The organism is Mycolicibacterium chengduense (assembly GCF_033741155.1).
Classification (GTDB): Bacteria; Actinomycetota; Actinomycetes; order Mycobacteriales; family Mycobacteriaceae; genus Mycobacterium.
In genome coordinates this window covers 627,384-651,358 of the sequence record NZ_JAWQNH010000002.1, presented here as the reverse complement: position 1 = coordinate 651,358, position 23,975 = coordinate 627,384, and the positions used below count along the sequence as shown (strand labels likewise).

The window sequence follows — 23,975 nt, the reverse complement described above, 5'->3', positions numbered from 1 at the left end:
CGAGATGAGCAAGGACAACCCTGACGGCGATCTCGCTGGAGCGCTCGCGAGTCGTCCTACTGACGATGCCACGTACCGTCGGCGCTCGATCCCCGAGACTGTGGTCGGGGTGCTGGCGGCCGCGCTGCTCGCCACCGCGTGTGCGCACGAGAACACCACGGCACCAACAACATCGACGACATCGGCCACCGCGACGACCACAACAACGGCGCAGTCCGTCCTGCCCGGCGTGCCTGCGTTCCTGCCGCAACCACCGGCCAACCGTGGCCGGCTCGACCTGATCGGCTACCGCACCGCACCGGGACCCGACGGCAGCACCATCGCCACGGTGTACTTTCACGCACCGGCCGTGGCATTGCAGCCACTGCCGGGTGCGAGCGGTCCGCCGCCGTGCGATATCGCCCCGCGCGTCACCGGCGCCGGCACCGACCACGTCACCGTCGATATCGACCTGACCTTCTCGGCGAATTCGGCTGCCGCCAACGCGATCATGGCCGACTGCTGGACCGGTGACACGCACCGGCCGGTCGTGCGTTCGTACGTGGTGGGTCCGGTGCCGGCCTCGGCGAAACTGTTCACCGGGACGCCGGCGCCGGACACCCCGCTGCCGAAACTGACCGAACCACCGCGGTAGCCGGTCCCGCGAAAACTACTCGGGCGTGTAGCCGAACGGCAGCAGCACGCTCTTGGCCTGGGTGTAGGCCTCGATGCCTTCCGGGCCGTTCTCCCGGCCGATGCCGGAGTTCTTGTACCCGCCGAACGGAGAGCCCGGATCGAACGCGTACATGTTCACCGCGTAAGTCCCGGTGCGGATCTGCGAGGCGATCTCGATGGCCTTGGGGAAGTCGGTGGTGTACACGCTGCCGGCCAACCCGTACGGCGAATCGTTGGCGATGCGCACCGCGTCCTGCTCGGTGTCGAACGGGATCACCACCAACACCGGTCCGAAGATCTCCTCCTGCGCGATCGTCATCGAGTTGTCCACATCGGCGAACACCGTCGGCTGCACGAACCAACCGGAATCCAGGCCCTCGGGCCGGCTACCGCCGGCGACGATCCGGGCGCCTTCCTCGACGCCCTTCTTGATGTAGCCCTCGACGCGCTCCCGCTGCTTCTCACTGATCAGGGGGCCGATCATGGCCGCCGGATCGTCGGGCAAGCCGACCTGCATGGCGCCGACGGCGGCGGCGAGCTTTTCCACCACTTCGTCGTAGCGCGAGCGGGGTGCCAGGATGCGGGTCTGCCCCACGCAGGCCTGTCCGCAGTTCATCAGCCCGGAGAACACCAACATCGGCAGGGTGGAGTCCAGATCGGCATCCTCGAGGATGATCGCGGCCGACTTGCCGCCCAGCTCCAGGGTGCACGGCTTGAGCTTCTCGGCGGCGATCTTGCCGATCTCCTTGCCGACCGCACTGGACCCGGTGAACGTGAACTTGTCCAACTCAGGGTTGTTGGTCAGCGCCCGCCCGGTGTCTGGCCCGCCGGGCACCACCGACAGGACGCCCTCGGGCAGCCCGGCCTCGGCGAACACCTCGGCGAACAGGTTGGTGGTCAGCGGGGTTTCGGCGGCGGGCTTGAGCACGACGGTGCAGCCGGCCAGCAGGGCCGGGCCCAGCTTGTTACAGGCCAGGAAGAACGGCACATTCCAGGCGATGACGGCGCCGACCACCCCGACCGGCTCCTTGACCACCAGGGTCTGGCCGTACACACCGTCGCGGATGTCCTTCCAGGCGAACTTGTCCGCCGCGCCGGCGAAGTACTGCAGGCCGGTCACGCCCGCCCGGAACTGCATCATGTCGATGATGGTCGGCGGCTGGCCCGTCTCCAGCTTGAGCAGTTCCTTGAACTCCTCGGCACGTTCGTTGACCAGCTCCACGACCTTGGCCAGCACCGCCTGCCGCTCCTGGGGAGCCAGCCGCGGCCACGGGCCCTCGTCGAAGGCCTGGCGCGCCGCGGCGCACGCGGCGTCGACGTCGGCTTCGGCGGCCAACGGAACCTGGCCGACCTTCTCGCCGGTGGCGGGGGAGAAGACCTCGATGATCTCGGAGGTCGACGGCTCGACCCACTGGCCGCCGATGAACAGCTTGTCCCAGACGGTCCGGGCCAAGGTTGCGGCGCCCGCGGTAGTAGTGCTCTGTGTCATGCCCGTCACACTACCCAGTTCCCGGCGAAACGAGAACACGTTGCAATGCTGTTCTCAGGCGGCGCGCAACACCAGCACCAGATTGCTCACGGTGAATTCCCGCCAACCCGGGATAGCGGTCATCCACCAGGCCCATCGTGGGTGGTAGCGGGGAAATGCGGCGATCAGCGCGCCCGTCGAACGCGCCCATTCCAACCCGTCGGCAGCGGACACCGCGAACAACGACGATCCGTAGTCGTTCTTCGGCCGATGACCGTGTTTACGGGTGTACCGCTGGGCCGCGCGACGGCCACCCAGGTAATGCGTGAGACCCATCTCGTGTCCCCCGAACGGGCCCAGCCACACCGTGTACGACAACACCACCAACCCGCCGGGGCGGGTCACGCGCAGCATTTCGTTGCCCATCCGCCACGGATCCCGCACGTGCTCGGCGACGTTGGACGACAGGCAGACGTCGACGCTGTCGTCGGCGAACGGCAGTGCCAGGCCAGAGGCGCGGACGAACAGCCCCGTCCCCGGCTGGGCAGCGGGACCCGCGTGCATCTCGCGGGGATCCGGCTCGACGCCGATGTAGGTCATCCCGGCGGCATCGAATGCGGCCGAGAAATAGCCAGGACCACCACCGACGTCGCACACGGTGCGCCCGGCCGCCGGCGAACCGGTACTTCCCGTCCACAGGTCGGCCACCATGGCGGCCGTGTCGGCGGCCAGCGCGCCGTAGAACCTGGCCGGGTCGCTCTGCTCGAACCGGAACGACGCCAGCAGCCGCACCGACCGCCGCAGCGTGGCCCGCTCGGCGAACAACTCGGTAGGACGCACCCGCTCAAACTACTCACCGGTACTCTCGACACGATGTCCTCGCGCCCACCCGTCCGGTCAGTACTGCTGTTGTGCTGGCGCGACACCGGCCATCCGCAAGGCGGCGGCAGCGAGGCCTACCTGCAGCGGATCGGCACCCAACTGGCCGCCGACGGCGTCGCGGTCACCATGCGCACCGCGCGCTATCCCGGTGCCCGGCGCCGGGAAGTACTCGACGGGGTCACCGTCAGCCGCAGTGGCGGCCCCTACTCCGTCTACATCTGGGCCGGCCTTGCCATGGTGCTGGCCCGCATCGGCCTCGGGCCGCTGCGCCGCGCGCGGCCCGACGTCGTCATCGACACCCAGAACGGCATCCCGTTTCTGGCCAGGCTCGCCTACGGCCGGCGCTCGGTGGTGCTGGTACACCACTGTCACCGCGAACAGTGGCCGGTGGCCGGACGTCGTACCGGCAGGTTCGGCTGGTTCGTCGAGTCGCGGCTCTCGCCGCGGCTGCACCGGCGCAATCAGTACGTCACCGTGTCGCTGCCCTCGGCCCGCGAGCTCGTCGAACTGGGTGTCGGCAAGCATCGGATCGCGGTGGTGCGCAACGGAGTGGATGCGGCCCCGCCGGACAGCCTGGAACTGCCGCGGTCCGCGACTCCGCGGGTGGCGGTGCTGTCACGGCTGGTGCCGCACAAGCAGATCGAAGACGCTCTCGACGCGGTGGCCGCCCTGCAGGAACGGATACCGGATCTGCACCTGGACATCGTCGGCGGCGGCTGGTGGCAGGACCGGCTGGTGCGCCACGCGGCCCGGCTCGGCATCACCGACGCCGTGACCTTCCGCGGACACATCGCTGACGACGCCAAACATCAAGTGGTCCAACAATGTTGGGTGCACCTGATGCCCTCGCGCAAGGAAGGCTGGGGGTTGGCGGTGATCGAGGCAGCCCAACACGGCGTCCCGACCATCGGGTACCGGTCGTCCGGCGGACTGACCGACTCGATCGTCGACGGCGTCACCGGCCTGCTGGTCGACGGCCCCGCCGAACTCACCGACGCCCTGGCCCGGCTCCTCACCGACCCGGTGCTGCGGATCGAGCTCGGGGCCAAGGCGCAGGTGCGCAGCACCGAGTTCTCCTGGGCGCAGAGCGCGGACGCGATGCGCGCGGTGCTGGAGTCGGTGCATGCCGGCACCTACGTCAGCGGCGTGGTGTAGCCCCTTACTTGGGCGAGTTGCCGAGCAGGCCGGCCGCGACGGCTCCGCGAGATTGCCGTTATGGCGCGTCCCACTCGATGTTCTCCGCCATATCTGCAATTTCGTGGCTCCTCAGGTACTGGATCGCCGCCGTTTGGGTGACAGCGCACACGCTGCCACCGCGCCCGCCACCACCAGCAGCCCCAGCCACACCAGATGCGCGCCGATCAACAGCCCGCGCTCGGACGCGGCGGGCGCTGTTCCGCCCACCCGGTACAGGGTGAGCTCGCCGTCGCGGTAGGCGACGGGCAGATCCAGAGCCGGCGATCCGGATTCGACCACCACCCAGCCGACACCCGCTGCGGCCAGCCGCTCCCGGGACGCGCCGCCGGCCAGCAGCTCGGTCACCTCCCGGCCCCTGGTGCCTTCGCCGGGCACCGTCTCACCGCCGATCAGCAGGTCGCCGCTGGCCAGCACGTCGGCGGAGACCCAGCGCGGTAACGGATCGAGCACCGGCGCGGGCCCGGCCCACCCGAACTGCCGCATACTGTCGGCCGGCAGCACCGCGACCGGACGGGGATCGGTGTTGATCAGCCGGGCCACCGCCGGCCAGGCCGCTGGATAGTGCACCGCCCGCAGCTGGCCGGCCACGCCCCACGCCAGGTCGGGCAGCACGGCGATCAGCGTGGCGGCACCCACCACAGCCACCGCGCGGCCGTATCTGGCCACGCCTGCCGCGGCCAGCACATAGCCGGGCAGCGCCAGCGCCACCCACTTCTGGCCGTCGCGCAGCAGGCCCAGCCCGGGCACCGCCCGGATCACCGCCTCGAGTGCCGCCAGGCCGGGCCCGGTCGCCGCCAGCGCCGGCAACACCACCGCGACCACCGCCAGCACCAGCAGGGGCCGGGCGGCCCGCACCCGCAGCACCAGCGGAAGGCCGACGAGGACCACCGCGAGCAGTACCAGTGTCGCCGCAACAGCGAAAAGTGTTGTCCGCGAGGCGGGTACGGACTGTCCGTTCCAGATTCCGCCGAGACCGGCCAAGCTGCCCAGCGTGCCCAAGCCCGGTTCGGCGCGTGCCGCGAAGGCCCGGACCCCGGCACTGGCCGAGCCGGACAACGACCCGGCCACCACCGCCGCGGTCAGCCACGGCAGCGCGGCACCGGCCGCGGCGGCCAGCGTCACCCCCACCGGGCGCCAGCCCCGGGCACACACCAGCGCGACCACCGTGGCCAGGATCAGACCCGTGGGAGTCAGGCCCGCCAGCGCAAGCCAGAACGCCACGCCCCACAGCCGCCCGCGCAGCATCGTCGCGGCCACCCAGGGCAGACAGCCGTATCCGACCAGCAGGCTCCAGTGCCCCTGCAGCAAGCGTTCGGCGACATAGGGATTCCAGATCGACAGTGTCACGGCCACGGCCTGGCCGGCCATCCCGGTCTGCGGCAGCACCGCCGCCACCAACCGGGCCGCACCCCAGCCGGCCAGCCAGAGCCCAGCCACCAGCAGGATCTTGACCAGCACGCCGCCGTCGATCACGGTCGACACGACGGCGACCAGGAAGTCCTGCGGTAGTGCGCGCGGGGCGGCCTCGGACAGCCCGAGCGCCGCATCGGACAGATACGACCGCGGGGTGGACACCGCGTCGCGCAGCAGGAGGTACCCCGGTCCCAGCAGCGGGCCGGTGACGAGCAGGGACAGCGCCAGCGCGTACGCCGGCACTAGCGCATGCCGGGCTTTCAGACCGGTCGGTCCGGCGGCAGGTCGGTCGGTCGCCGGGTGGGGATCTTCTCGGTTTGCGCCTCGGCGGCCGGCATCGGGCCGGATTCGTCGTCACGACGGCTGAAGAACCCGCGATCCGATCCGTCCAGGCCGGGATCGATCAGGGCGGACTCGGCCCGCAACCCGAACGACCCGAGCAGCACGCCACCCACGAGCATCACCAAGCCGAGACCGGCGAACGTGATCGGCAGAATCCGGCTCCACAACGCCAGATTGTCGGCCTCGTCGCGCGCGGCGGAGACCTGGTGCTCCACCGTCGCCTCGGTGGAGGTCACCGTGTAATCGGCGAACGTCACCTCGGGTTTGAGGGCGTCGCGTGAGTAGTAGTGAAAGGCATGCTCTTTGGACTTGACGATCGTGCCGGTCACCGGGTCGACCCAGAACGTCCGCTGGGCGGCGTAGTAGCGGGTCATGGTGATGGGTGCGTAGGGATCCTCGGACGGCACGCCCCACTGCTGCGCGAGAGCGGTCACGGTGCTGTCGATGTCGTTGTCGTAGAGCGACGCGTATTTGATCGGCTCGGCGAGCTTGCCGTCGGCGTCATAGCCCACGTTCTGGGTGAACCGGTAGGCGGTCAGCCCGTTGATGTCCTCTTCGCCGTCGTAGTTGGCGTCGAAGGCCTTCTGCGCGATCGGGTCGAAGTAGGGGTAGGTCTTCTTCTCGGTGTCGAACGGGAAGCGGTAGGCCAGCCCCTCGTGCGGCAGCGCGATGTTGGTCGGCGGGTTCTGCTCCTCGATGGTGCGCGGCTTCTGCACGGCCCCGCCGGGGTTGGTGTCGCTGGAGACCGCCTCGGCCGTGGTGCGGTTCAGCGTCACGGTGTCCACCATGGCCAGCAGCAGACCCTTGTCCTGCTGCTTGTCGGTGCGCCGCAGCGAGGTGCCGACCTGCAGGGTGACCACATCGGCGTTCGCCGGGGCCTCCACGCTGACCTGCTGCTGCTGCGCCACCGGAACGTTCTTGTTGATGACGAAATGTTCCGGCTGGGCCAGCGACGCCGGGTCCAGTGCGGTTCCGGTGCCCTCGCTGATCAGGTCGGCTTCGAGATCCAGCGGAATCTTGGAGATCTTGCCCTTGGTGTACGTCGACAACAGCAACGCGGCGATGAGCAGGGCAGCGCCGAGCCCCATCAGTCCGCACGCTGCGATTCGCAGGGCCACTGCGCGGTTCAACCCGTGCTCCCTTCGGTCGGACTTGACCCTAACAGCACACCGTAAGGGGGATGTTCAGGACAACTCCACCTTCGCTGACTACCCGGTCGGTGCGCGGTATCCCGCTCGACCGGCAGACTGTTGGCCATGGGCACTTCCGAGATCGGCGGGACGCGTAGTTTCCTGCCCGCGGTCGAGGGGATGCGGGCCTGCGCGGCCATGGGCGTGGTGCTCACCCACGTGGCCTTCCAGACCGGGCATACCGGCGGTGTCGGCGGCCGGCTGCTGGGGCGGTTCGACCTCGCGGTGGCGGTGTTCTTCGCGCTGTCGGGCTTCCTGCTGTGGCGCGGCCACGCGGCCGCCGCCCGTGGCCTGCGCAAACGCCCACCGACCGGGCATTATCTGCGGTCGCGGTTGGTGCGCATCATGCCCGGCTATCTGGTCGCCGTGATCGTGGTGCTCACCCTGCTGCCCGATGCCGAGGCCGACTTCACCGTATGGCTGGCCAACCTGACGCTCACCCAGATCTACGTCCCGCTGACGCTGACCGCGGGCCTCACCCAGATGTGGAGCCTGTCGGTGGAGGTCAGTTTCTACCTGGCCCTGCCGTTGTTGGCGCTGCTGGCCCGCCGACTGCCGGTGCGCGCCCGGATCCCGGCCATCGCCGCGGTGGCCGCGCTGAGCCTGGCGTGGGGCCTGCTGCCACTGCACCCGCCGGCCGGGGTCAATCCGTTGAACTGGCCGCCGGCCTTCTTCTCCTGGTTCGCCGCGGGCATGCTGCTCGCCGAGTTGACCGTCAGCCCGGTCGGGCCGGCACACCGACTGGCCCGCAACCGCCTGCTGATGGCGGCGGTGGCGGCCATCGCGTTCGTCGTGGCCGCGTCGCCGCTGGCCGGTCCGGAAGGCCTGACTCCGGGCACCGTCGGTCAATTCGTGGTGAAGGTGACGATGGGCGCGGTGGTCGCCGGCGCGCTGCTGGCCCCGCTGGTGTTGGACCGGCCCGAGACACCGCACCGGTTGCTGGGCAGCCGGCCGATGGTGACGTTGGGCCGGTGGTCCTACGGGCTGTTCATCTGGCACCTGGCGGCGCTGGCCATGGTGTTTCCCGTCATCGGTCAGTTCCCGTTCAACGGGCATATGCCTGCCGTGCTGGTGCTCACGCTGATCTTCGGGTTCGCCATCGCGGCGGTCAGCTACGCCCTGGTCGAATCGCCGTGCCGCAACGCGCTGCGCCGCTGGGAGTACCGCAGAGGCCCGGCGCCGCCCCCGCTGGACAGCTCGGTCACCGACGCCGCCGAGCCGGCCGTCGCGCGGTGACGGCCGGGATCGACTTTATCCGGTACCGCAGGTACCGTTACGCAGATGGAGCTGTTGGACACCGACACCCCGGACGGCACTGCCATCGCCCTGCATGCCCGTCCCGTGCACTTCGACCTGGCCGACGTGCCCGCGCACTACGTCTACGGATATCCCGTCGCCACCCACCTCTACAACGGGCTGAGCCTGCTGCTGCCCGCCGGCGAGGAATGGTTCATCACCGTCCTGAAAGAGGCGCTGCCGCACATCCAGGACGAGAAGCTGCGTGAGGATGTCATCGGTTTCATGGGCCAGGAGTCCATGCATGCCAACGCCCACGTGGGACTCAACGAGTACCTGACCCGCCACGGTATCGACCCCGCACCGATGATCGAGCGGGCCAACTGGGTGTTCGGCCACCTGCTCGGCCCCCGCCAGACCGCCGGCGAGGAAGCGCACAACTATCTGGTCGAGCGGCTGGCCGTGATCGCCGCACTGGAGCACATCTTCGCCTTCCTCGGTGACTGGGTGCTCAACGCCGATCAGCTCAACGACAGCACCGTCCATCCGGTGGTGCTCGACCTGCTGCGCTGGCATGGTGCCGAGGAAGTCGAGCACCGCATGGTCTCGCATGACGTGCTGCACTACTTCGACGGAAGCTACTTCCGCCGGGCCCGCGCCCAGGTGGTCGTCGCCCCGGTCCTGCTGTACCTGATCTGGCAGGGGATCCGTTACCTCATGCGCGTCGACCCGAACATCGCCATGTCACGCAGACAACGGAAAATCGTGTGGCGCAAGCTGTTCCGCTCCGCTCACCGTGGCGTGACGCCGCCCATCCGGCATCTCGTGCTGCGCGCCCTGCAGTACTTCTCCCCGTGGTATCACCCCGGCGACGTCGGCGACACCGCGCAGGCGGTGGCTTACCTGGCGTCCTCGCCGGCCACCCGGCCCGCCGCGCAGTGAAGCACGTCCCGCCGGTCGGCGCCCCCATCGACGACCGCGCCATCAACGTGGTCGCCACGGTGCTCGACAAGTTCTGGCTGCGTCCGGTGACGCGCAAGGGCTACACCGATCACCGCGCGGTGCGCAGCCCGGATGACCCGATGACGCTGGTGCTCACCGAACGCGTCGTGGTCGCCAGCGACAACGACGTGGTGGCACTGACGTTCGCCGATCCCACGGGCGCCCAGCTACCGGCCTGGCAGCCGGGATCCCACCTCGATCTGCACCTGCCGTCCGGCCGGCGACGGCAGTACTCGCTGTGCGGTGACCCGCAAGACCGGTCCGGTTATCGCATCGCGGTGCGCAAGATCCCGTCCGGCGGTGGCGGTTCGCTGGAGATGCACGCGCTGGCCGAAGGGGATTCCGTCACGGTTCGCGGACCGCGCAACGGCTTTCCGTTCATCCCGCATCCGCGGGTGCTCTACCTGGCCGGCGGTATCGGCATCACGCCGATCCTGCCCATGGTGCGCGCCGCCCAGCGGTTGGGTCTGGACTGGTATTTCGTGTACTGCGGCCGCAGCGCCGACACCATCCCGTTCCTCGACGAGATGTGGCAGTGGGATCCGGCACGGGTCACCATCCGCCTCGACGAGGAACACGGCATCCCGACCGCCGACGACCTGTTGCGCGACGCACCGCGAAACGGTGCGGTGTACGTGTGCGGGCCCCCGCCGATGATCGAGACGGTGCGCCACGGGTTCGGCCGAACTGATTCCACTGCACTGTATTTCGAGAGATTCAGTGCACCGCCGGTGGTCGACGGCAGCCCGTTCGAGGCGGAGCTGGCCAGCACCGGTGAGGTGGTCCCCGTCGCGGCCGACGAGACGCTGCTGCAGGCGCTGACCCGGGTGCGGCCCGATATCGCGTACTCGTGCCGGCAGGGCTTCTGCGGTACCTGCAAGATCGGCGTGGTGGCCGGAACACCCGACCACCGAGACAACCGGCTCACCGATGACGAACGTCAGTCCTCGATGCTCACCTGCGTATCGCGTTCGCTCTCACCGCGTTTGGTGCTCGACGTATAGACCACCGTCGACGCGGCCAGCATCGCCACCGCGATCAGCGCCGGCAGTTGCACCCACGGGGAATGGCCGACGTAACCGTCCACCGACCGCCACGGATACCGGGACAGCGCCGCACCGGCGACGATCAGGCCCGCGGCGCAGGTGCCGACCGTGACCATCTCCAGCGGCCGGGGCCGCTGCCGCAGCAGATACCGGGCGCCGAGTGCCACCGCGACCACCATCGCGCCGGCCACCCCGCTGATCACCGCGCCGGCCGCCACGGCCAGGCCGCCCAGCACGACCGGCCGCGGCTGCCACGGGTGCACGGGCTCACCGGCGCGCGGGCGTCGAATCGGCAGCAGCGCAAGCAATGCCAGGATCGGCAGCAGGGCCAGCCCACCGAACAGGCCGACCCGATAGGCGGCGTTCGACGGGAAGGTCAGGGTGATCGGACCCGACGTGCCCGCGGGGATCACCCAACCCTGCTGCCAGCCGTTGACGGTGACCGGTTTCAGGTCGCCACCACCGGAGGTATGGGCAACCCAGCCGGGGTTACGGCTCTCGGGCACCACCAGGATGCGGTCTCGGCCGGACGCCGTGACGTCGATCTCCCGACGGTCCGGTCCCCACTGTCCGGTGCGCACCGGGGCCGTCGGCGCCGGACGTAGGTCGCTCGAACCCGGTGCGGCCAGCGCGACTCCGTCGACGAAGAAGGACGGCCCGGGACTGATGAGCAATTCCTGTTGCCCGGCGGGCAGCGCGATCGGCCGGCTCTGGCACGGGCTGGCGGCGATCGGCTCGCCGTCGAGCAGCGCGCCGACGGTGGTGGTGATCGAGGTCTGCACGAACTGGCCGGCGACCCCGATGATCGGCCCCTGCCCGCAGGGCAACGTGATGACACGCTTGCGGTTGGCCGCACCGTCGGCGGCGGCGATGGGACGGTGCGCCCGGTCCAGTGCCGTCACCTCGGCCAGCCCCGGCGGCTTGAGCTGATCGAAACCCAGTGCGTTGCGGTCGATCACGTCACGCCAGTCCAGGATGGACACGGTGATGGTGTCGGTCACGCGGGGCTTGAGGTCCACGGTCTGGGTCTTGGTGCCGGCCAGCGGGCGCACCTGTGGGCCGTCCCCGAGGTCGATGGCCACCATAGTCGGATGCGCGGGCAGTTCCGAGCTGCTCGGCGCCAGCATCAGCGCTGCCACCTCCGCGGGCCGTGGCAGTTTGAGCGTGAGGCTCGGGGCGGTCTTGAACTGCACCACATTCTGCGGTGCGGTCCACGCCGTGTTCGGATCCCCGTCGGCGGCCGCGTATGCCGACCCGAGCACGTCGATCGGGTCGGCGTCACCGGTGGCACGCGCGGTACCGGGCATCGCGATCAGGTCGGCAAGCCGCGGACCCTGGCGGGCCCGGACCCAGACCGTCGGGGTGACCGACGTGGCCGTGGGCACGGTCAGCGTGCGGCTCAGGTTCACCGGCTCCTCGGGGGCCAGTGCCATCGCCGCGGCGCACCGCACGCCGTCCGGTGCCGCCGCGCAGCCGGGCTGGCCCTGCAACTCCGTGCCGAGATCCCATTGCGCCACTGCCGATCCGGTGGGCGGGCCCGGTACGTCGACGGTGTGGCGCAGGTTGACCGGATGGGCGAAACCGGAGGCGTCGTACTGGGTGACCGAGAAGTCGGTGATGCCGAATTGGACACCGGGGGAGCCGTCGTTGGTGCCGACGGCGGTGATCCGCATCCACGGGGTCTCGCCGTAGGGCAGTGCCACCGACAGCGGCTTGCCTGGCTCGTCGAACCGCAGAGTGGTGCTGCCGTTGGCGGTCGACACCTCGATCCGGCGTACTTGTGCCCCGACCGCGGTGGCGCTCGGGGTGATGGTCAGTGAGGCGTTGGTGATCGGGTGGTCGAAGTCGACCTGCAGCCACTGTCCCACGGCGGTCTGCAACGCGTTGGAGACCCAGCTGGTCGACGAGTCCCCGTCGATGGCCGCAGCCGTGCCCGTCGACGGTGAAACATTGGGCAGCGCCGTCGAATCCGATGCCGAGCTGGACGCGGTGATCCGGCCCCCGGACCATTGGCCGTAGACCGGGTCGGTGCCGGCGGGATAGTCCATCACCCGGTTGAAGGTGTGCCGCGGATCGTCCGGGGAGCGCACGGCCGAGGAGTGGTTGTCCACCCGGCCGTAGTCGGTCTCGCGTGCCAACGGCGTGTCGGTGACGGTGACCAGCGGCGCCGGCAGCCCGGCACGTTGGGCGTCGGCCGTCAGCAGCATCGGGCCCAGCGGCTCTTTGCCCAGCAGTCGGCGCCGTTCGTTGAGGCGCAAGAGGGCTTCCGGCCCGCCGTCCACCCGGGCCATCGCGTCGGTGTCCGTCACATAGGGTCCGGTGACGGCGCCGCGCACGCGATAGATCTCCACCGCCGGATACCGGGGCCGCAGCCCGCTGTCGGCGACGAATCCCTCCAGCAGGCCGGGTCCGACGGGGTCCCCGAAGGCGGCGACCTTCGTCAGGCCGGGCGAGTGGTCCACCGCGCGGTGCACCAGCAGCGGCCGCGCCGACCGGGACGTCTCCGGGTCCAGGTCGTTGCGCACCACCAGGTAGGAGATGCCTTGCTGGGCAAGGGTGTCGGCAAGGCCGGCAGAGGGCCGGCCGGCGGCGAACAGGCGCTGCACCGAATCCAGCGCGCGGATGGTCTCCGGCGGGGTGAGGGGAATGGAATCCCTAACCCCCCAAGGGCTGTCGCCGAGAACTTGCAGTGGCTCGTCGTGGGTGTTGCCCCAGGTCTGGGTGGCGAACGGCGCCCCGGGGGCCACCAACACCCGGCCCCGGTCGGTGTTGTGCTCGTCGAGCCAGCGGGCCGTGTCGTGCCAGTACTGCGGGATGGCGCTGAAGCTGCCGGGCGGGGTCAGCCGGCCGGTCCACGCCAGCGACGTCCCCGCGGCCAACGCGGCCAGCACGACGATGGCCACCGCCACCCGGCGGTCCTTCTCCGGGTGCGTCCACACCGGTAACCACACCGTGCGCGGCGCACTCCCGGGCAGCGGAACGCGACCCAGCAGATGCGCCAACCCCAGTGACAGCGGCAGCCGGATCAACGGTTCGAGCTTGTGCACGTTGCGCAGCGGTGTGCCGGCGGCGTCCAGGAACAGTTGCACCTGGTGGGCGATCGGCGAACCCAACCCGCCGGAGTAGCCCGCCGCCAGCGCGACGGTCCCGATCAACAGGATGGCGATCAGTCGCCCGCGCGCCGGCATGGTCTTCATTGCCAGCCCGGCCAACCCGGCGGCCGCGACGAGGGTGGTGGCCAGCACCGCCACCGAACCGGTGACCAGGGAGGAGCCGGCGGTCGCCGTGGTGGCCACGAACGGTGTCCAACTGTCGGTGCCCCGCAACACCTCGGTCAGCGACAGCCAGCTGGTGGTGACACCCGAGGATTCGATGTAGTCGAGGAACGGCGGGCTGATCCGGCCCAGCAGTACCAGCGCCACCGCCCACCAGGTGACGGCCAGCAGCGTGCACACCGCCCACCACGCGGTGAACCGCCACCACTGCCGGTTCGGCCGGTGGGCTGCCCACCAGATGACCGCCGCCAGGCAACCGGTCAGGGTGGCCACCGCGTTCACCGCGCCCATCAACGCGACGGCCACCGCGGAACGGGCGGCCAACGTCCGGATTCTCGGATCACCGCGCAGCACCAGGATCACCGGCAGCAGCACCCAGGGGGCCAACATCATCGGCAACGTCTCCGACGAGATGGCACCCAGGGTGGTCAGCACCCGCGGGGACAGGGCGAACGCCGTCGCCGCGATGATCCGGGAGGTCGGATTGCCGATGCCCAGCGCCTCGGCCACCCGGAGCAATCCCCAGAAGCCGGCCGTCAGCAGCAGCGCCCACCACAGGCGCTGGGTCAGCCAGCCGGGCAGCCCGATCAGGTCACCGAGCAGGAAGAAGGCTCCGTGCGGGAACAGATAGCCGTACGCCTGGTTCTGCGCCTGGCCGAACGGAAGGTCGCTGTTCCACAGGTTGGCCGCGCGGGCCAGAAACCGCAGGGGGTTGGCGGTGAGGTCGAGTTTGGTGTCCGGCGAGATGCGGCCAGGGGACTGCGCGAGGCACAGGACCAGCGAGACCAGGCCGACCAGCCACAACCAGCGCCGGGACAGCGGGGCGACGGGGTGGGATTCCAAGGAGAGCGAAGCGACGGGGGAAGATCCTGGGGCGAGCGAAGCGACGGGGTCAGATCCTGGGGCGAGCGAAGCGACGGGGGAAGATCCCTGTCCGGCGGTTGCCCCGGGGTTAGGCCCGGTCGCCGTATTCAACGCGGTTGAGCACCGATGACGCCGGGTCACCCGACTGCACCGGCGGCTTGGTGTCCTGCTGGATCATCAGCGTCACACCGAAGATCGCGGCCGCACCCAGCAAAAGACCGACGACGATGCTGGCCGCGGCGGGCACGACGAACCGATCCATGCCGTCAACCTAGCACGGGCAAATGTGACGGCGAGGGTGCACACAGACCCTCGGCACCGCGCAAAAGCCGATCTGGGTGCACGTTCGGTACGCCACCGGTGGTCGACGGGTGTTCCCCGACCGATGCTGTGCCCGACTAAGGTCACTTGGCATGCCGATGTCCCGCACCCTGGGTGCCCTGACAGCGCTGTCCGGATTGTTGCTGGGCTGCTCCCACGCCGAACCTGCCGCGTCGCCGGTGAGCAGCAGCGTCACCCCGGCATCGACGAGCGCACCGCTGGCTCCCGCCCCGGCCGAGGCGCTGCCGCTGTGTGGCGACGTCACCACCATCCCGCTGCGCGAGAAGCTGGCCCAGCTGCTCATGGTCGGCGTCACCGACGCCGCCGATGCCAAGGCCGTGGTGACCAACTACCACGTCGGCGGCATCTTCATCGGCAGCTGGACAGACAAATCGATCTTCGGTGACCTCAAGGGGATCACCGACGCGGCGTCCGCGCTGCCGCTGGCGGTCAGCGTCGACGAGGAGGGCGGCCGGGTGTCGCGGCTGGCCGACATGATCGGCGCGCAGCCCTCGCCGCGGGTGCTGGCCCAGACCAAGACGCCCGACGAGGTGTATCAGATTGCGCTGCAACGCGGTCAGGCGCTGCGCGGGCTCGGCATCACCGTCGACTTCGCCCCCGTGGTCGACGTCACCGAGGAATCCGACGACGAAGTGATCGGGGACCGATCCTTCGGTTCGGACCCGGCCAAGGTGACCGAGTACGCCGGCGCCTACGCCCGCGGGCTGCGCGACGGCGGTGTCACGCCGGTGCTCAAACACTTCCCCGGGCACGGTCACGGCTCGGGTGATTCCCACACCGGTGGGGTCACCACCCCGCCGCTGGATGCGCTGAAGGCCGACGACCTGGTGCCGTACCGGACGCTCACCACCGAGCCCGGTGTCGCGGTCATGGTCGGGCACCTGCAGGTTCCTGGACTGACCGGCACGGACCCGGCCAGCCTCAGTGGCGCCGCCTATGGCCTGCTGCGCTCCGGCGGCTATGGCGGACCGGGCTTCAACGGGGTGGTGTACACCGACGACCTGTCCAGCATGGCGGCCATCAACGCCCGCTACGGCGTGGCCGAGGCGGTGCTGCGGGCACTGCAGGCCGGCGCCGACGTCGCGTTGTGGGTGACCACCGGTGAGGTGCCCGCAGTGCTGGACCACCTGGAGAAGGCGGTCAACGCGGGTCAGCTCGCGGTGCCGCGATTGGATGACTCGCTTCGCCGGTTGGCGGCGACGAAATGTGGATAATCTGAGGCGCATGACCACACATCGCGCCGTACACGTTGCCTCCGCCCAGGCCCCGCTCGAGCTCGTCGATGTCGAGACGTCGCCGCCGGCGGCCGGGCATGTGCGCATCGACGTGGCGGCCTGCGGAGTGTGTGGCACCGACCGCGAGTTCGTGGCCGGACACTTCCCCGGCCTGACCTGGCCGTTGACCCCTGGCCACGAGATCGCCGGCACTATCGCCGAAATCGGCTCCGGTGTCGAAGGTTTCGCGGTCGGTGATCGGGTGGCGGTTGGCTGGTTCGGCGGCAACTGCAACCACTGCGGGCAATGCCGCAAGGGTCAGTTCATCCACTGCGAGAACGGTCAGGTACCCAGCTGGCAGTACCCGGGCGGGTACGCGCAATCGGTCACCGCGCCGGCCACCGCGCTGGCCCGCATCCCCGACGGTCTGTCCTTCGTCGACGCCGCGCCGATGAGTTGCGCGGGCGTCACCGTCTACCACGCCCTGCGTTCGACGCATGCGGTCGCCGGGGACCGCGTCGCCGTGCTCGGTGTCGGCGGCCTCGGACATCTCGGCATCCAGTTCGCCCGTGCCATGGGGTTCGAGACCGTCGCCGTCGCGCGCGGCGCCGACAAGGCCGACGACGCCCGCCGGTTCGGCGCCCACCATTACGTCGACTCCACCGCCGGGGATGTCAGCGAGGCGCTGCGCGCGCTCGGCGGTGTCGCGGTGGTGCTGGCCACCGCCGCCAACTCCACCGCGATCGGCCAGACGGTCGGCGGGCTCAACCCGCGTGGCGAGCTGGTGGTCATCGGGGTGTCGGCCGACCCGCTGCCCATCAGCCCGCTGGATCTGATCAACCCGGCGCTCACGGTGGCCGGTCATCCGTCGGGAACCGCCGCCGATATCGAGGACACCATGAATTTTGCTGTCCTGCACGATGTTCGGGCGCAGATCCAGGAGTACCCGTTGGAGCAGGCGGCCGATGCGTATGCCGCCATGGAACACGGCCGCGCCCGCTACCGCGGGGTCATCACGATCTGAGTCGGTTCAGCGCACCACCAGGACGTGCTGCAGCGACGGATCCGACGCGCTGATTGGGGTGCCCGCCGTCGCCAAGGCGCGCAGCAGGTCCACCGCCTCGGCGGTCAGCCGCTCGCCCGGCATCACCAACGGTATTCCCGGTGGATACGGCGTGATGGCTTCGGCGGACACCCGGCCCGTCGCGCCGGTGAGCGGCACAGCCTCGTCGACGGCGAAGAACGCCTCACGCGGGGTCAGCACCTGATCGGCCCGCAGGGCGAGCAGATCGGCGACCAGCCCGGCGTCGGCGCCTTCGTCGGTACGTGACCCGAAATACGCCGCTGTCTCGGTCAATCCGTCGACCAAGCGGTCCATATCGTGATCGGTGTTGGCGATCGTCGTGATGCACAGCAGGTGGCCCGGCCCGCTGAGTTCGGGTTGCACACCGTGCACCCGGTTCAGTCGGGTCAGCACGTCCCTGGCGTCGACGGCCAGGCCGCCGGTGCCGACCAACAGTTTGGTCTCGTCCAGGTGGCAGAAACCCGATCCAGGGCCGGTGGCGTCGGACGGGCCCAGCACGCGCAGCCCGGGGATCGCCGCGATCCGCGCGGCTGCCGTCCGCGCCCGGCGCAGCGTTGCGCTGAGCAGTTCTGTTCCGGTGCAAGCCATCTCGCGACGCGCGGTGTCGATGGACGCCATGATGGCGAAATGCGGACTGGTGGTCTGCACCAGTTGCAACGCCCGCCGTACCGTCGCCGGACCCAGCTGCGCCGGGTCGATGTGCACCACCGCGGCCTGGCTCAGGCCGGAGAGGATCTTGTGTACCGACTGCACCGTCGCGGCCGCCCCGCTTCGTTCGGCGGCCGGGGGCAGTTCGTCGTGGAAACCGAAGTGCGGCGAGTGGGCGCCGTCCACCAGAAGGCGGGCTCGGTGGCTGCGGCACAGGGCGGCCAGCGCCACGATATCGGCGGTGGTCCCGTAGTAGGTGGGGTGCAGCAGCCACAGTGCCGTCGCGCCGGTGTCCCGTAGGGCCTGCTCGACGACGGCGACGCTCAGCCCGTGCGCGACGCCGAAACGGTTGTCCCACTGCGGCTCCAGCCACACCGGCCGGGCCCCGGATTGCACCAGCCCGGCCAGCACCGACTTGTGCGCATTCCGTTGCACCAGGACGGGTTCGCCGGGGCGCAGCGCGCTCAGCGCCACCGCGATGTTCCCGCCGGTGGATCCCTGCACCATGATGAAACTCTGACCGGTGCCCCAGGCCTGGGCGATCAGCCGCTCGGCGTCGGCGATCGGGCCCTCCGGGCAGTGCAGGGTGTCCAGGTCGGGCAGGTTGTTCAGATCCAGCTCGGCGATATGTGTGCGCAGCCAGGGGTCCAGCGATCGGCCGCCCTTGTGCCCGGGACTGTAGAAGGGCGCCTGCCCGCGTTCGACGAAGGCGCGCAACGCATCCAGCAGCGGTGCGGTCGACTGGTTCACAGCCCGTATACCCGGACGGCGTTCTGCACGCCGATCAGGTCGACGATCCGGATGGCGTCGGGCACCGTGCAGTCGCCGTGCCGGATCCAGTTCGCCAGCTCGATGCCCATGGCCCGGCGCCACAGCACCGAGCCCAGCACGTGCAGTTCCGGCGGGCCGAACGCATCCGAGGAGAACAGCTGTTTGGCGAACGGTGCCGTCTCCATGGCCTCGGCCACCAACCCGGTGGAGCGCACCCCGAGGTAGTTGATCCCCAGTCCGACATCGAAGTTCACATTATCGAAGGCCTGTGCCAGATATCCGGCCTGCCGGTGGAACGGGTAGCAGTGCAGCAGCAGCACCGGGACAGGCGCCATGCTGCGCAGCAGCGGCAACAGCAGGAGCGGATCGGTGCGGTGCAGGTCCAAATCACGGTCACCGAAGCCGACGTGCACCTGGATCGGCAGGCCGCGCTCGGCGGCCTCGTGCACCCCGAAGGCGATCAGCACGGGGCTGTCCAGGCGTAGCGAGCCGCGTGCGGCCAGTTCGCGGGCGTGGACGACGACCTCGGCATCCGATGGTCGGGACCAGTCGATGTCGAATCCAGTACGGTACGCCGCGATGGTCTTGGTGCCCACGGTATCCGGGTCATCGACCGCGGCGGCGAGGTGTGCACGGAACGCCGCGGGGAAATCCTCGGCAGCGGTGCCGTCCTCGAGCAGTTCCTCGGCGAGCCGTTCCAACCGCAGGATCGACGACGACGGTCGCCCGCTCAGCTCGGTCAGCCGCTGTGGGGTGGTGATCAGATCGCCCTTGAAGCCGGTGTCCACCACCCACCGCTCGATGCCGGCGGCGGGCAGCAGGAGTTCGGCCAGTTCGGCCGGACCCAGTTCGGCACGGCGCTTCCAATACGTGTCGGCGTCGGCGAAGGCCTCCAGGCCAAGCAGGGGCGCGCACCAGCGGCGGATGGAAAGTCCGAGCGGAGAATCGAATTGGGTCATGAAGTCTGGAATCGGGTCGTTGGACCCTTCGTTGATCGACTGCTCGAAACCGGCGCGATCGACCGGCTGGTCGAACACTCCGTGCACGTGATGGTCGATCAACGCGACGGTGCGCAGATGGTCGGCCAACTCGTCCGGCACGTCCACGCGATCGAACACATCGAGCATCTCACCACCCGGCATAACTGGCCACCTCCTCGGCATCGACGCTACCCGCCGCGGCATCGGTGATGGCGGCTCCGATGATCTCCGCGGCCCGCAGGGCCTCGGCCTCGGTGAGCACCAGCGGCGGCGTGATCTCCAGGACGTTGCCGCCGACGTAATACACCACCACGCCGAGCTGCCAGGCGCGGTACACCACCTGCGCCGCCAGCCGCGGAGCACGGTCACCGGTGGCCGGGTCCACGAGTTCCAGCCCGATGGCCAAGCCGCGACCGCGTACGTCCCCGATGTGTTCGGAATCCAATTCTTGCAAGGCCTTTCGCAGCACGGCACCGACTCTGGCGGCACGCTCGGGCAACTGCTCGCCGACGATGGTCGCCAGCACGGCCCGGCCGGCCGCCGTGCACACCGGGTTGCCCGCCGTCGTCAGCAGCGCCGCCGCCGGTGGGGCGTCGAGCACCGCAGCAGGCCCCACCGCGGCCGAGAGCGGCAGGCCGCCGCCGAGCACCTTGCCGAAGGTGACGATGTCGGGTACCACGCCATCGTGCTCGAAAGCGTGCAGGGTGCCTGGACGGCCCAGACCCATCTTGACCTCGTCACAGATCATCGGCACCGCGAAGCGCCTGCACACCTCGTGCAGCCGGGCCAGGAATCCGTCGGGCGGCACCACCAGCCCGCCGTCGGACAAGATGGGCTCGACAATCAGGCAGGCGACGTCACCGGCTGCCAGCTGCTCCTCGGCGAGCGCCAGGCAGTGTCCGACATCGTCGGGTCCGGACGGCCGAAAAGGGTTGGGATAGGGCAGAAATGCCACGTCGGCGTCGGGTGCCGCGCCGGCGTCGACGTGTACACCCGACACTCCCATCGCGACGCCGACACCGCCGTGATAACTGTGCTCGAACGCCACCACCCGGCGCCGGCCGGTGGCGTGCCGGCAGGCCCGCAACGCCACGTCGTTGGCATCGGATCCGGCGTGGCCAAGGTAGATGCGGCGCTCGCCGTCGCCGGGCACCAGGGCGAGCAGGTCTTCGGCCAGTCCCACCGAATCCGGGTGCACGGCGGACAGTCCGCCCGACCCCGGGGCGGTACGCACAGCCCTGCTGACCGCCTCCACGATCGCCGGGTGCCCGTGCCCGAGGCCCGAGGCCGTCCACGTCGCCGACAGGTCCAGCAGCTCTCGGCCGTCCGGTGTCACCAGCGTGCTGCCATGCCCGGACACCACTTCCAGTGGAAAGAACCGCAGTTTCTCGATTCCCGCGATCACGGCCTCGTCACGGGCGTAGAGGGTCTCCGTCACGGCGCGCCAGGCAGTTGCAGTTCGGCGGTCAACGACTGACCGACCCGTTTGGCGATCCCAGATGCGGCCAGCGCGATCACCAGCCCGACCAGGCACCAGTACAGACCCAGAAGCGGTGCAGCGGTCCAGGTTTGGGCGTCCTTGACGTTGAACCACAGCACCACCGCGATCACCACGGCGCCCAGCAGGGGTAGCACCAGCCCGGCCACTTTGCCGTGGCCACCGTGTACCGCAACGAATTTCGGTGCGCCGACGAACCAGGCGGCGGCGATCTCGACGAGCAGGTAGCACACCATCAGGCACACCGACCCGGCGACGGCGAACAGGAAGTAGGTGTCGATCGCCGGGTTCCCGGTGCCCATCTCCGGCCAGCCGGTCAGTCCGCAGATCAGGTCCACCACCAGCGCCAGCCCGATCACCAGCCAGGTGGCCCGGCGCGGACCGCCGGTGGACGGGTGGATGTGCGCCAGCGCGCGCGGCCCGAACCCGTCGCGGCCGAAGGCGTACAGCATCCGGCCCGAGGTGGCCGCGGTGGCCATGTGACAGCCGAAGGCGGCCACCGTCGCGGTGAAGATGATCAGCAGGCTGAACCACTGGCCGATATAGGTGCTGCCCAAGTCGCCCAGCGTGTTCCCGGAACCCTGGAACGCCGCCAATCCGGCCTCGTCCGTACCGAATCCGATGACCTGGGCGAACATCACGACGACGAACAGCACACCGGTGAGGATCAAGGTGCCGCCGAGCGCCCGGGGGATGTTGCGGCCCGGGTTGTCGGTCTCCTCGCCCATCGACGCGCAGGCCTCGAACCCGGCCCAGGACAGGAACGCCGCCACCACGCCGGACAGCACCGCCGACGGGGACACCCCGCCGGAGAAGGAGAACACGCTGAAATCCACGCCCGTCGAGGGCGCTCCGCCGCGGGCGAAGATCACGATCACCAGCACGACCATGGCGAGGATGCCGACTCCCTCGATCGCCAGCAGGATCTTGGCCAGCAACCGCACGTCCCGGCCGGCCAACAGGAACGAGATGACCGCGCCGATCACCACGGGGACCAGCCACGGCAGCTGGTAGGGATGGTCGGATCCGGCTTGCAGCTGGGCGATGAACGCATTGGTGAAGGCGGCGGTCAGCGCCAGCGTCCCGATGGAGAACCCGACATAGGCGCCCAGCATCGCGAAGCCGGAGAAGAACCCGGTGCGCGGCCCGACGGTACCGCCCACCAGGGCATAGGCTGACCCGGCATGGTTGAGGTGGCGGGTCAGCCGGACAAAGCTGTACCCGACCAGGGCCACGCCCACCAGACCGATGACGAATACCAGGGGCAGGGCCTTGCCCACGGTGGCGATCAGACCCTGGCCGTTGCCGGACATGGCCAAGGTCGGGCCGACGGTCGCGACCGACAGGGCCAGCGCCACCCAGAAGGGCAGCCGGCCGCGGGTCAGTTGATCGTGCTCGGGTGAGGTTTGCGTGCTCATCGAGGTGCCTTTCGGTTTTGGGGGTCAACAGCTCCAGGCCAGCCGCAACGCGGCGATGGTGTCGTCCGGTGGCCGGGTGCCGTAGGTGGTCAGTTCGTAGCGTCGTACCGCGAGCACACCTTCGACCACCGCCGAGGTGAGCAGTTCTGCAGCGGTAGAAGAGGATTCGAAGGTGTCCAGGGCGTGTGCCTGGTCGGCGGGCAACGGCTCGGCCACGCCGGCCGGGTTGTCGGTGACCTCTTCTGGCAGGGCCAGGCCGTGCTCGATACCGCGCAGCGCGCTGCCCAGGAAGCCCAGCGTTGCCAGGTAAGGGTTGGCGCTGGGATCGATGATCTTCAGTTCGACGTTGGCGCCGTGCGGGTTTCCGGCGGTGGCAGCGACGAAGCGCACCGCCGCCTCGCGGTTCTCCAGCCCCCAGCAGCGTGCCGCGCCTGCCCAGTTGCCGGGCTTGAGCCGAGTCGCCGACAGCACCGAACCGGCGTACACCGCAAGCAGGTCCGGCAAGGTGTCGAGCACACCGGCGATGGCGGCGGCGCCGTCGGCGCGCATGCCGTGCGGTCCGTCGCCGCCGGAGAACAAGGGCCCCTGCGCGTCGGCCAGGGACAGGTGCAGGTGTGCGCCGTTGCCCGCTTCACCGAAGAACGGCACGGGGGAGAACGAGATCTTCAGTCCGTGCCGGGCCGCGGTGCGTCCGATGACGATCCGGGCCAGGATGACGGCGTCGGCGGCCGCCACCGGCGTTGTCGGTGCCAGCGATACTTCGAGCTGGTCGTGGCCGTATTCGGTGTGCAGTTGTTCGATGCTCAGGCCGGACCGTTCCGCGGCGACGGCCAGGTCGGTCAGGAACGTCGCCCGGTCCAGTGAGGTGCGGATGCCGTACGGCGACCAGGGTGCGGCCGTGGCGTGACCACCATCCGGTGCCAGCATGGTGCATTCCAGTTCGGCGCCCACCAGTGCGGTCAGGCCACGCTGGGCCAACGACTGCTCGGCGGCGCGCAGCAAGGACCGTGCGCACAGCGGTGCCGCGGTACCGTCCTGGTCTCCGAGACTGGCCGGGGCCCAGGCGATGCCGTCACCGATGGCATGCAGGTCGGCCGGGTCGATGCGCAGTCGCTGATCGCCGACCACCCCGATGGTCGGGGTGAAGGCGATCCCGCTGTCCACGCAGAAGACACTCCACGACGGCGACACCCCCATCCCGGAGGTCACGAACGCATCGAGGCGGCGCAGTGGCACGTACTTGGCGCGGGTGACCCCGGCCAGGTCGGTCAGTGAGCCGGCCACCAGTTCGACGCCCTCGGCACGCAGATCCGTGCGCAGTTGCTCGCTGATGTCGGGCATGACGACCTCCTCCAGGGTGATTCCAGGGGAACGCTATGTCATAAATGTTTCAGAGTCTTTAAGATGCGTCCATCCGAGAAACATTCGTAAAATTTGGGAAGCGAATCGAG

General features: G+C 69.7%; 18 protein-coding genes. 7 read left to right on the top strand and 11 right to left on the bottom strand.

Going from position 1 to position 23,975, the window contains the following annotated elements; translation table 11 throughout:
• Positions 1-4: 4 nt before the first annotated feature.
• Positions 5-634 (top strand): hypothetical protein, encoded by a 630-nt coding sequence (locus SBI67_RS08645; RefSeq protein WP_318980146.1) that lies wholly within the window; start codon positions 5-7, stop codon positions 632-634.
• Between the two features lie 15 nt (positions 635-649).
• On the opposite strand, the gene SBI67_RS08640 is transcribed toward SBI67_RS08645, so the two are convergent.
• Together SBI67_RS08640 and SBI67_RS08635 are read right to left on the bottom strand one after the other, a co-directional pair.
• Positions 650-2,143 carry an aldehyde dehydrogenase gene (locus SBI67_RS08640; protein ID WP_318980145.1) on the bottom strand — a complete coding sequence of 498 codons (1,494 nt, stop codon included), beginning with the start codon at positions 2,141-2,143 and terminating at the stop codon, positions 650-652.
• 54 nt (positions 2,144-2,197) lie between these two features.
• Positions 2,198-2,962 carry a class I SAM-dependent methyltransferase gene (locus SBI67_RS08635; RefSeq protein ID WP_318980144.1) on the bottom strand — a complete coding sequence of 255 codons (765 nt, stop codon included), beginning with the start codon at positions 2,960-2,962 and terminating at the stop codon, positions 2,198-2,200.
• Between the two features lie 33 nt (positions 2,963-2,995).
• Here SBI67_RS08635 and SBI67_RS08630 point away from each other — a divergent pair, with 33 nt between their 5' ends.
• Positions 2,996-4,159: a glycosyltransferase family 4 protein gene (locus SBI67_RS08630; protein ID WP_318980143.1), complete on the top strand. Its 1,164-nt coding sequence runs from the start codon at positions 2,996-2,998 to the stop codon at positions 4,157-4,159.
• Positions 4,160-4,270: 111 nt separating this feature from the next.
• On the opposite strand, the gene SBI67_RS08625 is transcribed toward SBI67_RS08630, so the two are convergent.
• Both SBI67_RS08625 and pgfA read right to left on the bottom strand, forming a co-directional pair.
• A complete protein-coding gene (locus SBI67_RS08625; protein ID WP_318980142.1) occupies positions 4,271-5,857 on the bottom strand; it encodes an MmpA family trehalose lipid delivery protein in 1,587 nt (528 codons plus the stop codon).
• A gap of 17 nt (positions 5,858-5,874) precedes the next feature.
• A complete protein-coding gene (pgfA, locus tag SBI67_RS08620; RefSeq protein ID WP_318980141.1) occupies positions 5,875-7,086 on the bottom strand; it encodes a cell envelope lipid trafficking protein PgfA in 1,212 nt (403 codons plus the stop codon).
• 126 nt (positions 7,087-7,212) lie between these two features.
• Between pgfA and SBI67_RS08615 the strand changes: the two genes are divergently transcribed.
• The 3 genes from SBI67_RS08615 to SBI67_RS08605 are packed head-to-tail and all read left to right on the top strand — an operon-like array spanning position 7,213 to position 10,388.
• The gene (locus tag SBI67_RS08615) at positions 7,213-8,382 is read left to right on the top strand and encodes an acyltransferase family protein (RefSeq protein ID WP_318980140.1); all 1,170 of its coding nucleotides are present in this window, start codon (positions 7,213-7,215) and stop codon (positions 8,380-8,382) included.
• 45 nt (positions 8,383-8,427) lie between these two features.
• Positions 8,428-9,324, top strand: coding sequence for a metal-dependent hydrolase (locus SBI67_RS08610; RefSeq protein WP_318980139.1), 897 nt, complete (start codon positions 8,428-8,430; stop codon positions 9,322-9,324).
• Complete coding sequence (locus SBI67_RS08605) at positions 9,321-10,388, top strand: PDR/VanB family oxidoreductase (protein WP_318980138.1); 1,068 nt, start codon at positions 9,321-9,323, stop codon at positions 10,386-10,388. The genes SBI67_RS08610 and SBI67_RS08605 overlap by 4 nt, the downstream gene beginning before the upstream one ends.
• Here SBI67_RS08605 and SBI67_RS08600 read toward each other — a convergent pair.
• Both SBI67_RS08600 and SBI67_RS08595 read right to left on the bottom strand, forming a co-directional pair.
• The gene (locus SBI67_RS08600) at positions 10,325-14,548 is read right to left on the bottom strand and encodes an alpha-(1->3)-arabinofuranosyltransferase domain-containing protein (protein ID WP_318980137.1); all 4,224 of its coding nucleotides are present in this window, start codon (positions 14,546-14,548) and stop codon (positions 10,325-10,327) included. The two genes, SBI67_RS08605 and SBI67_RS08600, sit on opposite strands and share 64 nt — an antisense overlap.
• Positions 14,549-14,657: 109 nt before the next feature.
• Complete coding sequence (locus SBI67_RS08595; RefSeq protein WP_064961435.1) at positions 14,658-14,831, bottom strand: DUF2613 domain-containing protein; 174 nt, start codon at positions 14,829-14,831, stop codon at positions 14,658-14,660.
• A gap of 151 nt (positions 14,832-14,982) precedes the next feature.
• On the opposite strand from SBI67_RS08595, the gene SBI67_RS08590 reads away from it, so the two are divergent.
• Together SBI67_RS08590 and SBI67_RS08585 are read left to right on the top strand one after the other, a co-directional pair.
• Positions 14,983-16,125, top strand: coding sequence for a glycoside hydrolase family 3 N-terminal domain-containing protein (locus SBI67_RS08590; RefSeq protein ID WP_318980136.1), 1,143 nt, complete (start codon positions 14,983-14,985; stop codon positions 16,123-16,125).
• A gap of 10 nt (positions 16,126-16,135) precedes the next feature.
• The gene (locus SBI67_RS08585; protein WP_318980135.1) at positions 16,136-17,149 is read left to right on the top strand and encodes an alcohol dehydrogenase catalytic domain-containing protein; all 1,014 of its coding nucleotides are present in this window, start codon (positions 16,136-16,138) and stop codon (positions 17,147-17,149) included.
• Positions 17,150-17,155: 6 nt separating this feature from the next.
• Here the strand turns inward: SBI67_RS08585 and SBI67_RS08580 are convergent, their stop codons facing one another.
• Genes SBI67_RS08580 through SBI67_RS08560 form a run of 5 tightly spaced genes read right to left on the bottom strand, consistent with a single transcriptional unit; the run spans position 17,156 to position 23,865 of the window.
• Positions 17,156-18,607 (bottom strand): aminotransferase class I/II-fold pyridoxal phosphate-dependent enzyme, encoded by a 1,452-nt coding sequence (locus SBI67_RS08580; RefSeq protein WP_318980134.1) that lies wholly within the window; start codon positions 18,605-18,607, stop codon positions 17,156-17,158.
• Positions 18,604-19,770 (bottom strand): amidohydrolase family protein, encoded by a 1,167-nt coding sequence (locus SBI67_RS08575; RefSeq protein ID WP_318980133.1) that lies wholly within the window; start codon positions 19,768-19,770, stop codon positions 18,604-18,606. Before SBI67_RS08575 ends, SBI67_RS08580 begins: the two co-directional genes overlap by 4 nt.
• Positions 19,757-21,046, bottom strand: a complete 1,290-nt coding sequence (locus SBI67_RS08570; RefSeq protein ID WP_318980132.1) for an aspartate aminotransferase family protein — start codon at positions 21,044-21,046, stop codon at positions 19,757-19,759. Before SBI67_RS08570 ends, SBI67_RS08575 begins: the two co-directional genes overlap by 14 nt.
• Positions 21,043-22,524 carry an APC family permease gene (locus SBI67_RS08565; RefSeq protein ID WP_318980131.1) on the bottom strand — a complete coding sequence of 494 codons (1,482 nt, stop codon included), beginning with the start codon at positions 22,522-22,524 and terminating at the stop codon, positions 21,043-21,045. The genes SBI67_RS08570 and SBI67_RS08565 overlap by 4 nt, the downstream gene beginning before the upstream one ends.
• A gap of 24 nt (positions 22,525-22,548) precedes the next feature.
• Entirely contained in the window at positions 22,549-23,865 is a 1,317-nt protein-coding gene (locus tag SBI67_RS08560; protein ID WP_318980130.1) for a type I glutamate--ammonia ligase, read from the bottom strand.
• Between the last annotated feature and the right edge of the window lie 110 nt (positions 23,866-23,975).